The sequence below is a fragment of the Pseudomonas frederiksbergensis genome, assembly GCF_003732705.1.
GTDB lineage: Bacteria > Pseudomonadota > Gammaproteobacteria > Pseudomonadales > Pseudomonadaceae > Aquipseudomonas > Aquipseudomonas frederiksbergensis_F.
Window position 1 is genome coordinate 42,406 of the sequence record NZ_MOBR01000010.1, and the last position, 11,086, is coordinate 53,491.

The following is an 11,086-nucleotide window of genomic DNA, read 5'->3' on the forward strand; positions in this document are numbered from 1 at the left end:
ATAGAATCTCCCACAGTCGTACAGCGCTGGGTTGAGTCAGGCGCTGATACGCGCCTGCGCGGCCAGACGATTGATCGAACGTTCCAGTTCTTCAAGTGCCGCCGCTGCTTTGGGGTCTTGTTGCTTGAGCAGGGTTTCGCTGCGCTGGCAGGCGGCGCGCAGTTGCGGGACGCCGCAATAACGCGTGGCGCCGTGCAGGCGATGGACCCGCTCGATCAGGGCATTCTGGTCGTTGGCTTCCCGGGCGACGCGAATGGCTTCGCGATCGGCCTCCAGTGAGGCCAACAGCATCGCCAGCATGTCCGCCGCCAGATCGGCCTTGCCGGCGGCCAGGCGCAAACCTTCTTCGTGATCAAGTACCAGCAAGTCGCTGGCACCATGGTTGTCGTTGGAACGGTCTGGCACCTGATTGCGCAGGGCCAGGCCAGTCCACTTCAATACAACCTGGGCCAGTTGCCGTTCGCTGATCGGTTTGGTCAGGTAATCGTCCATGCCGCTTTGCAACAGCGCACGCTTTTCGTTGGCCATCGCGTGGGCGGTGAGGGCCACGATCGGCAGCGGCGTGCAATGCCGTTCGCTTTCCCACTGGCGAATCGCTTCGGTGCTCTGGCGACCGTCCATGCCGGGCATTTGCACATCCATCAGCACCAGGTCGAAGGTTTCGTTCTGCACCGCTTTGACTGCGGCGTAACCGCTTTCCACGGCCAGGACCTTGGCGCCCATGTCTTCGAGCAGGGTTTGTACCAGCAGCAGGTTGGCCGGGTTGTCGTCGACGCAAAGCACTTTGGGCGCGCGGCTCGACACCGGTTCGCCGGGTTCGCTGCGCTGCTGGCGCGGGTTGACCAGATCGGACAAGGCCCGGCGCAATTTGCGCGTGCACGCCGGTTTGGCCTGGAGTTGACTGTGCGGGTTGGGCACCGAGAGGTGGAACAGCGTCTGCTCGGTGGTCGGGCACAACACCAGGACTTTGCAGCCCAAATGCTCCAGGTCCCAGATGTGTTGGTTGAGGCGCTCCGGCGGCATGTCGTTGCTGGTGATGCCGAGCACCGCCAGATCAATCGCCTGCTCGGTCTGATGCGCACCGGTAACCCCATTGGTCAGGCTTTCCAGGGTATTGAACGGCGTGACTTCGAGGCCGCAATCTTCCAATTGGTGCTGCAACGCCTGGCGAGCCAGTTCGTGGTTTTCCAGCACCGCCACCCGACGCCCGAGCAAGGGCGGGCCGGGCAAGTCTTCGGCGTCATCGCGGGTTTTTGGCAGGCTCAGGCTGATCCAGAATTCCGAGCCTTCGCCCGGTGTGCTATCGACGCCGATCTCGCCGCCCATCTGCTCGATCAAACGCTTGGAAATCACCAGACCCAGACCGGTGCCGCCGGGTTGGCGCGACAGTGAGTTGTCGGCCTGACTGAACGCCTGGAACAGGGCGCGCACGTCCTGGTTCGACAGGCCAATGCCGGTGTCCTGAATGCTGATGCGCAGTTGCACGCTGTCTTCGTGTTCTTCTTCGAGCATGGCCCGGGCGACGATGGTGCCTTCGCGGGTGAACTTGATCGCGTTGCTGACCAGGTTGGTCAGAATCTGTTTGAGTCGCAGCGGATCGCCGACCAGCGACAACGGCGTGTCGCGATACACCAGGCTCACCAGCTCCAGCTGTTTGGCGTGGGCGGCCGGGGCGAGGATGGTCAAGGTGTCCTGCAGCAAGTCGCGCAGGTTGAACGGAATGTTGTCCAGCACCAGTTTGCCGGCCTCGATTTTCGAGAAGTCGAGAATCTCGTTGATGATCCCCAGCAGGCTGTCGGCGGATTTTTCGATCGTGCCCAGATAGTCGAGCTGGCGCGGGGTCAGCTCACTTTTTTGCAGCAGGTGGGTGAAGCCGAGAATGCCGTTGAGCGGCGTGCGGATTTCGTGGCTCATGTTGGCCAGGAACTCGGATTTGATCCGGCTCGCTTCCAGGGCTTCCTTGCGCGCCAGGTCCAGCTCGATGTTCTGGATTTCGATGGTTTCGAGGTTCTGGCGCACGTCTTCGGTGGCCTGATCGACGCTGTGTTGCAGTTCTTCCTGGGCGTTCTGCAACGTGCCGGCCATGCGGTTGATGCCGGAGGCCAGTTCGTCCAGTTCCTGACTGCCGAGGGGCGGCAGGCGGGTTTCCAGGTGCCCGTCCTTGAGTTGCGCCACCGCCAGTTTGATCTGGCTGATCGGCCGGTTGATCGTGCGACCCATGCGCAACGCCAGCAGCGCCGCGCCGGCCAGCCCCGCGAAAATCAGCAACAGGCTGGCGAACAGGCTGCGGTAACCGCGCAGCAGCATGCCGTTGTGGGACAGTTCGAGTTCGACCCAGCCGAGCAGGCGCTCGGTTTCATCGGGAATCACGTCGCCGGCCAGGTTGCGATGCTTGCCGAACACCGGCAGCAAGTAGCGGGTTGCGTCATTGCCGCTGCGCCGCAGCATCTGCGAGCTGTTGCCGATCGGCGCCGCATTGAGCATGGTCGGGCCGGCGTGGGCCAGGGGAGTGCGGTCGGGGGCGAGGAAGGTAACGGCGCGCACGTCCGTCTGTTCCAGCGACTGGGTGGCGATCCGCTCCAGCAGCTCGATGTTCTTGTGGCCCATGGCCGGGGCCACCAGTGGCGCGAGCTGTTCGGCGATCATCTCGCCGCGCTGCATGAGTTGGGCTTGCAGGTCCGATTGCTGCATCCAGGTGAAATAACCGCCCAGCACCAACGCCATCAGGCTGGTCGGAAGCAAGGTCAGCAACAGCACGCGGCCTTTAATTCCCAGTTTCTTGAGCACGCATTTCTCCTGCATCCCGCTATTTATTAGACCCGCGCGTGCATCCGGCACGCACCACTTGCGCAGTGTAGCGATTTGCTTGCGGGCAATCTTCGTAAAATTGATGTCGTCATTCGTCGGCTCGATCACTGCTTTTGCCTGCCGCGCAAACCTTGGGTTGCCCCTGGCGAGGCAATCTTGAATAATCGCCAACTGAGAATTATTTGCAGATAGTCATGAATCCCATCACTGCTGGCCATCCTCGTATCCTGTCTATAGAAGACGACCTCGTGCTCGGAGCTTATGTTCACGAGCACCTGGGGCGCTGCGGTTTTCAGGTGACCTGGTGCCAGAACGGCCAGGAAGGCCTGGCCATCGCCCGCGGGCAACCGTTTGATGTGGTGCTGATGGATATCCTGCTGCCGGGGCTGGACGGCTTGAACGTCCTGACCCAATTGCGCCAGAGCCATGCCACGCCGGTGGTGCTGATGTCGGCACTGGGCGCCGAGGCCGATCGCATCAGCGGTTTTCGCCTGGGCGCCGACGATTACCTGCCCAAGCCGTTCAGCATGGCCGAGTTGCGGGTGCGCATCGAAGCCATCCTGCGCCGGGTGGCCCTCGACCGTCGACCCGAGCCTTTCGCGGTGATCAGTCCCGTTCACAGCCTGCTGTTCGACGAAGACCAATGCGAAGTCTTCTATCGCGAACGCGCCGCCGGCCTGACCCGCAGTGAATATCGACTGCTGGAAACCCTCAATCGCAACAACGACGAAGTGCTGAGCAAGGCCTTTCTATATCAGCACGTGTTGCAACGGGGGTACGCGGCCCATGATCGCAGCCTCGACATGCACATCAGCCAGATCCGTCGCAAGCTCAAGGCCATCGGCTACACCGAGCGGGAAGTGCGCACGGTGTGGGGCAAGGGTTACGTATTGAGTGCCGTCGATGAAATGGTCTGACCTGCCGGGCCGGCACTCGCTGTTCTGGAAACTGGCGTGCCTGCTGGTGGCATTCTGTCTGCTGATGATCTGGTTGAGCTGGTCCTGGGGCCGCTACATGGAACAGAAAAACCTGTTTCTGTCCGACGAAGCCCGGGGCACCTTGACGCGTTATGCCGCCGAGGCGGAACAGGCGTGGGAAGAGGGCAAGAGCGCTGGCGTCGATGCCTGGTTGCAGCGCGTCGGCCAGCGCGAGACGACCTGGGTCGGCGTGATTGGCGGCGACTTGCAGTCCTTGAGCAGCTATCCGCTGGTGGACAGGGAAATCCAGCGCCTGACTTTTCTGCGCGGCCTCGATTGGCCCACCAGTCGCCATACCCAAGGCTTGCCGTGGCTGCGGGTGCCATTCCCCAAGGAGCCAGGCGCCGGCAGTCTGGTGATCGAACTGCCGCAACGTTTCCTGCCCGGGCAATATCGGGTGTTCTGGCGAGTGATCACCAACGGCGTGATTCCCGGACTGTTCACCTTGCTGTTGTGCGTCGGTTTGTACCGGTTACTGGTGGTGCCGTTGAACAGCCTGCGCGAACAGGCCAACGCCTGGCGCGCCGACCAGTTGAACGTACGTCTGTCACGCCACACCACCAATCGTTCGGATGAACTGGGCGAACTGGGCCGCGCCTTCGACCACATGGCCGAGCGCCTGCAAAGCACTGTGGCCCTGCAACAGCAACTGTTGCGCGACCTGTCCCACGAACTGCGTACACCGTTGAGCCGCTTGCGGGTGGCCAGTGAAAGCGAGCAGGGGCTGGTGCAATTGCGCGAGCGTATTGGCCGCGAAGTCGACGGCATGCAGCGACTGGTGGAAGACACCCTGCAACTGGCCTGGCTCGACACCGAACGCACCCGGTTGCCCGACGAATCGATCCAGATCCAGGCGCTGTGGGACATGCTCACGGAAAACGCCTGCTATGAAAGTGGCTGGCCGGCGAGTCAATTGCACTGCGCGGTGGATTCATCCTGCTGGGTGCGCGGTCACCTCAACACCCTGGCCCAGGCCCTGGAAAACATCGTGCGCAATGCGATTCGGCATTCCCCTGACGGTGGCGTGGTCAGCCTCGGTGGACAGCGTGACGGCGACTTCTGGCATTTATGGCTGGAGGACCAGGGCGGCGGGGTGGCTGAAGACGATCTTGAGCGGATCTTCTCGCCCTTTATTCGCCTCGACGGTTCACGCCCGGGGGACGGCGGGTTTGGGTTGGGGTTGAGCATTGCCAGGAATGCGGTGCAGCGTCAGGGTGGGACGCTTTGGGCGGAGAATACTGGGGTGGGGTTGCGGCTGAATATGCGGTTGGTAGCGGATGACGTTTTAAGCGTGTCGCCGCCATCGCGGGCAAGCCTTGCTCCTACAGGGTGTGTGTTGCCTACGTGAGGGCGGGCGTACGGGCTGAGCAGGCCAGAGCGTTCCGGGTTTGTTGTACGACATTTCCTAAAGGGTTTTGACGGCGTTTTGAAGCCGACTTGACGGTTTAAGCTCGCGCTTTCCCTCGCCTTCAAGGAATTGGGCATGACTGCTCCCGACGCTCCCCGCAACACCACCGATGACCGTTTCAATGAAGTGCTGGCACTGATTCAGAGTGCCAAACAGCAAGCCATCCAGGCAGTAAATACCCAACTGATCGAGTTGTATTGGCAGGTAGGGGCTTATATCAGTCGCAAGCTGGAGCGGGCCGAGTGGGGGGATTCGGTGGTCAGCCAGTTGGCTGAACATCTGGCTCAGACTCAGCCAGGGTTACGTGGATTTACTCGGCGTAATCTGTTCCGCATGCGCCAGTTCTACGAGGCTTATCGCGGCGATGAAAAAGTGTCAGCACTGCTGACACAATTGCCCTGGACCCACAACCTGCTCATTCTGACTCAGAGCAAGCTCCCGGAGGAACGTGAGTTTTACCTGCGTATGGCGATTCAGGAGCGGTGGTCAACGCGCGAGCTTGAACGTCAATTCAAAGCTGCGCTATTCGAACGCAGCGTCACCCAACCAGTAAAAGTCTCAGCAGCGCTGAGACAAACTCACCCGTCGGCGCTAGAGATCTTCCGCGATGCCTACATGGTCGAGTTTCTCGACTTGCCCGGCGGCCATGCCGAAACTGACTTGCATCAAGGATTGCTGGGGCGTCTCAAGGAATTCCTGATCGAGTTGGGCCGCGACTTCTGCTTTGTCGGCTCCCAATACCCACTGCAAGTTGGTGGGCGTGATTTCGCCCTGGATCTGCTGTTCTTCCACCGTGGGCTCAATTGTCTGGTGGCCATTGAGCTAAAGGTCGGTCGATTTGAACCGGAGTATCTAGGCAAACTGAACTTCTATCTGGAGGCGCTGGATCGCGGTGAACGCAAACCCCACGAAAACCCGGCCATTGGCGTGTTGCTCTGCGCCAGCAAGGAAGACGAGGTGGTTGAGTACGCGCTTAACCGCAGTCTGTCGCCAGCGTTGATCGCTGAATATCAGGTGCAGTTGCCGGATAAACAGTTGCTGCAGGCTAAGTTGCATGAGTTCTACGCATTGAATGTCGCGGAGGGCGGGGAGGGCTGATCCAGCCCCTTATTCCCATAAGCCATAAGCACCACACTTTGCGTGATATGGCCTGCGAACGTTTGCCGGTATGATAGGCGCCCCCGCAGTCTGGATTGCGAATACGCCATGACCTTGCAGTACCCAACCATCGCCGATTGCGTCGGCAACACTCCGCTGGTTCGTTTGCAGCGCCTGCCTGGCGCCACCAGCAATACCCTTTTGCTCAAGCTCGAAGGGAATAACCCGGCGGGTTCGGTCAAGGACCGTCCGGCGCTGTCGATGATTACCCGCGCCGAGTTGCGTGGGCAGATTCACGTCGGCGATACGCTGATCGAAGCGACCTCGGGTAACACCGGGATTGCGCTGGCCATGGCCGCCGCGATCAAGGGTTACAAGATGATCCTGATCATGCCGGACAACTCCAGCGCCGAGCGCAAGGCCGCGATGACGGCCTATGGCGCCGAGCTGATCCTGGTCACTCAGGAAGAAGGCATGGAAGGCGCTCGCGACCTCGCCCAGCGAATGGAAGCTGAAGGCCGTGGCAAGGTGCTGGACCAGTTCGCCAACGGGGATAACCCTGAAGCGCACTACACCACCACCGGCCCGGAAATCTGGCGTCAGACCGAGGGCACCATCACGCATTTCGTCAGTTCGATGGGCACCACCGGGACCATCATGGGCGTGTCGCGCTACCTGAAAGAGCAGAACGACAACGTGCAGATCATCGGCCTGCAACCGATGGAAGGCTCGGCGATTCCGGGCATCCGTCGCTGGCCGCAGGAATACCTGCCGAAGATTTATCAAGCCGATCGTGTCGACCGCATCGTCGACATGGCCCAAAGCGAAGCCGAAGACGTGACCCGTCGTCTGGCCCGCGAAGAAGGCATCTTCTGTGGCGTGTCCTCGGGTGGCGCGGTGGCAGCGATGCTGCGTCTGTCCCGGGAAGTTGAAAACGCGGTGATCGTCGCGATCATCTGCGACCGTGGCGACCGTTACTTGTCGACCGGCATTTTCGACGCGCCCAACTGATGGCCAAGCAAGAGAGAGGCCTGCGCTTCCAACCCACGGGCGGCAGCAAGGCCCCACAAATTCCGACCGGCAAAAAGCAGCGCTTGAGCATCGAGCGACTGGCCAATGACGGTCGTGGTATCGCGTTTTTCGAAGGTCGCACCTGGTTCGTCATCGGCGCGTTGGCCGGTGAGGAAGTCGAGGCGCGGGTGCTCAATGCCCACGGCAAAGTGGTCGAGGCCCGCACCGAGCGGGTGTTCCAGGCCAGCGAGCTGCGTCGTCCGGCACCGTGCCCACATGCCGGTCGCTGTGGCGGTTGCAGCGTGCAGCACCTGCCCCACAACGAACAACTTGCCCTGAAACAGCGCATGCTCGCCGAGCAATTATCCAAGGTCGCCGGTGTCGAACCCCAAGAGTGGGCTGCGCCGTTGAGCGGACCGGAATTCGGTTACCGCCGTCGCGCCCGGGTGGCGGTGCGTTGGGACATGAAGGCGAAAAAACTCGAAGTCGGTTTCCGCGCTGCCGGCAGCCAGGACATCGTTGCAATCACCGAATGCACGGTGCTGGTACAGCCCTTGCAGCCGATCATGACCCGCTTGCCGGAAATGCTCCGACGTCTGAGCAAACCTCAGGCGCTGGGGCATGTGGAGTTGTTCAGCGGTTCATCGCTGGCAGTGTTGCTGCGGCACATGGCGCCGTTGTCCGAGGCCGACCTGACAATCCTCAAGGATTTCTGTGCGTTTCATGAGGCCCAGTTGTGGCTGCATGGCGATAGCGAACCGCAACCGGTCGATATCACGCAACAGCTGGGTTATCGCCTGGAACAGTGGGACTTGAACCTGGCGTATCGGCCGGGGGATTTCATCCAGGTCAACGCCGGTGTCAACGAAGCAATGGTCGCTCAGGCGCTGGACTGGCTCAAGCCGCAAGCCGATGAGCGCGTTCTGGATCTGTTCTGCGGCCTGGGCAACTTTGCCTTGCCGCTGGCCAAAGCTGTTCGCGAAGTGGTGGCGGTCGAAGGTGTGCAGGCGATGGTCGAGCGGGCAGCCGCGAACGCCGCCAGCAACAATCTGCATAACGCGAAGTTTTTTCAGGCCGATTTATCCCAGCCTTTGGCTGATGCCGAATGGGCGCGCGAAGGCTTTTGTGCGGTACTCTTGGACCCACCACGGGACGGTGCTTTCGAGGTGGTGCGCAACCTGGCATCCCTGGGCGCCAAACGGTTGGTGTATGTGTCGTGCAACCCTGCAACTCTGGCGCGCGATACGGTCGAATTGATCAAGCAGGGCTACCGGTTAAAACGTGCCGGGATTCTCGATATGTTTCCTCAGACGGCACATGTCGAGGCCATGGCGTTATTTGAAGCGAGCTAGGACGGCTCGTCTGGTCCGACTGGCCGCCCGTGCAGCCGCCGCGCACCAGCCCGGCGCGGGCTCACGGGCATTGAAGGTCAGCGATTTGACGCATTGAATCTGCGTCGTAGGGAAGGTAAAGCAAGATGGTACAGGTGAGAGCACACCAGCCGATCAACACCGACGGCAGTATCAATCTCGAGGCTTGGCTCGATCACGCGGTCACTGTCGATCAGGCACTGGATCGCGAAGCCTTGAAGGAAGCCTGCGAGTTCGCTCGACAGGCCGAACAGCAAGCCAATGCGGCGAAAAATCTCTGGTCCGAAGGGACATCGAGTTTCCGCACGGGCCTTGAGATCGCCGAGATTCTCGCCGACCTCAAACTCGATCAGGACTCGTTGGTGGCCGCGATCCTGTATCGCGGCGTGCGCGAAGGCCAGATCGAACTGCCGGCGGTCAGCCAGCGCTTCGGTCCGGTGGTCGCCAAACTCATCGACGGCGTGTTGCGCATGGCGGCGATCAGCGCCAGCCTGAGCCCCCGTCAATCCCTGGTGCTGGGCACTCAGGGCCAGGTGGAAAACCTGCGCAAGATGCTGGTCGCTATGGTCGACGACGTGCGCGTCGCGCTGATCAAACTGGCCGAACGCACCTGCGCGATCCGTGCGGTGAAAACCGCCGACGACGAGAAACGCAATCGCGTGGCCCGTGAAGTTTTCGACATCTACGCGCCGCTCGCCCACCGTCTCGGTATCGGTCATATCAAGTGGGAGCTGGAGGACTTGTCCTTCCGTTACCTTGAGCCCGACCAGTACAAACAGATCGCCAAGTTGCTTCACGAGCGACGCCTGGATCGTGAGCGCTTCATCGCCGACGTGATGAACCAGCTGAAGAATGAGCTGACCGCCACTGGCGTCGATGCCGACATCAGCGGCCGCGCGAAACACATCTACTCGATCTGGCGCAAAATGCAGCGCAAGGGCCTGGAGTTCAGCCAGATCTATGACGTGCGCGCCGTTCGCGTGCTGGTGCCGGAAATGCGCGACTGCTACACCGCGCTCGGCATCGTCCACACCTTGTGGCGGCACATCCCGAAAGAATTCGACGACTACATCGCCAACCCGAAAGAGAACGGCTATCGCTCGCTGCACACCGCAGTGATCGGCCCTGAAGGCAAAGTGCTGGAAGTGCAGATCCGCACCCACGCCATGCACGAAGAAGCCGAGCTGGGGGTGTGTGCGCACTGGCGCTACAAAGGCACCGACGTCAAGGCCGGTTCCAACCAGTACGAAGAGAAAATCTCCTGGCTGCGTCAGGTTCTCGAGTGGCACGAAGAACTCGGTGACATCGGCGGCCTGGCGGATCAACTGCGGGTCGATATCGAGCCGGACCGGGTCTACATCTTCACCCCGGACGGTCACGCCATCGACTTGCCGAAAGGCTCGACACCGCTGGACTTCGCCTACCGCGTGCACACCGAAATCGGTCACAACTGCCGCGGCGCCAAGATCAACGGGCGAATCGTACCGCTCAACTACAGCCTGCAAACTGGTGAACAAGTCGAGATCATCACCAGCAAGCACGGCACCCCGAGCCGCGACTGGCTGAACTCGAACCTGGGTTACGTCACCACCTCGCGGGCGCGGGCGAAGATCGTTCACTGGTTCAAATTGCAGGCGCGCGATCAGAACGTCGCGGCCGGTAAAACCTTGATCGAGCGCGAACTGACGCGTCTCGGTCTGCCTGCGGTGGATTTCGACAAGTTGGCCGAAAAAGCCAATATGAAAACCGCCGAGGACATGTTTGCCGCCCTCGGTGCCGGCGATTTGCGCCTGGCGCAACTGGTCAATCTGGCCCAGCAACTGGTCGAGCCGGAACGCGGCAACGAACAGCTGGAACTGATCCCGCGCAAAGCCACTGGCTACAAACCGGGCAAACGCGGCGACATTCAGATTCAGGGCGTCGGTAACCTGATGACCCAAATGGCCGGCTGCTGCCAGCCATTGCCGGGGGATGCAATCGTCGGTTACATCACCCAGGGCCGCGGTGTGAGCATTCACCGTCAGGACTGCGCCTCGGTGCTGCAACTGGGCGGGCGCGAGCCGGAGCGGATCATTCAGGTCAGCTGGGGCCCGGTGCCGGTGCTCACCTACCCGGTGGACATCATCATCCGCGCCTACGACCGCTCCGGTCTGCTGCGTGACGTGTCCCAAGTGCTGCTCAATGAGCGGATCAACGTACTGGCGGTCAACACCCGCTCGAACAAAGAGGACAACACTGCGCTGATGTCCCTGACCATCGAGATTCCGGGGCTGGACGCGTTGGGTCGGTTGCTGGGAAGGATTTCCCAGTTGCCGAACATCATCGAAACCCGGCGTAACCGTACGCCGTGAAGCGGTCCCCTGTAGGAGCGAGGCTTGCCCGCGAAGGCGTCATACCTGACACACCGCCTTCGC

The 11,086-nt window shown here is 61.1% G+C and carries 7 protein-coding genes; 6 read left to right on the forward strand and 1 reads right to left on the reverse strand.

The genetic code is table 11. The annotated features are described in order from the left end of the window. Positions 1-36: 36 nt before the first annotated feature. Positions 37-2,787 carry a response regulator gene (locus tag BK667_RS14625; RefSeq protein ID WP_123598037.1) on the reverse strand — a complete coding sequence of 917 codons (2,751 nt, stop codon included), beginning with the start codon at positions 2,785-2,787 and terminating at the stop codon, positions 37-39. Positions 2,788-3,002: 215 nt separating this feature from the next. Here BK667_RS14625 and BK667_RS14630 point away from each other — a divergent pair, with 215 nt between their 5' ends. The 6 genes from BK667_RS14630 to relA all read left to right on the forward strand — a co-directional run bounded on the left by BK667_RS14630 (position 3,003) and on the right by relA (position 11,023). After that, positions 3,003-3,725 carry a response regulator transcription factor gene (locus BK667_RS14630; RefSeq protein WP_123598038.1) on the forward strand — a complete coding sequence of 241 codons (723 nt, stop codon included), beginning with the start codon at positions 3,003-3,005 and terminating at the stop codon, positions 3,723-3,725. Next, positions 3,712-5,133 carry a sensor histidine kinase gene (locus BK667_RS14635; RefSeq protein ID WP_123598039.1) on the forward strand — a complete coding sequence of 474 codons (1,422 nt, stop codon included), beginning with the start codon at positions 3,712-3,714 and terminating at the stop codon, positions 5,131-5,133. Before BK667_RS14630 ends, BK667_RS14635 begins: the two co-directional genes overlap by 14 nt. A gap of 135 nt (positions 5,134-5,268) precedes the next feature. Continuing rightward, on the forward strand, positions 5,269-6,291 hold the full coding sequence (locus BK667_RS14640) for a PDDEXK nuclease domain-containing protein (protein ID WP_123598040.1): 1,023 nt from the start codon (positions 5,269-5,271) through the stop codon (positions 6,289-6,291). Positions 6,292-6,399: 108 nt separating this feature from the next. Beyond that, positions 6,400-7,302: a cysteine synthase CysM gene (gene cysM, locus BK667_RS14645; protein WP_123509990.1), complete on the forward strand. Its 903-nt coding sequence runs from the start codon at positions 6,400-6,402 to the stop codon at positions 7,300-7,302. Next, positions 7,302-8,654, forward strand: coding sequence for a 23S rRNA (uracil(1939)-C(5))-methyltransferase RlmD (gene rlmD, locus BK667_RS14650; protein ID WP_123598041.1), 1,353 nt, complete (start codon positions 7,302-7,304; stop codon positions 8,652-8,654). Before cysM ends, rlmD begins: the two co-directional genes overlap by 1 nt. A gap of 125 nt (positions 8,655-8,779) precedes the next feature. Further along, positions 8,780-11,023 (forward strand): GTP diphosphokinase, encoded by a 2,244-nt coding sequence (gene relA / locus BK667_RS14655; RefSeq protein WP_123509992.1) that lies wholly within the window; start codon positions 8,780-8,782, stop codon positions 11,021-11,023. Positions 11,024-11,086: the final 63 nt, after the last annotated feature.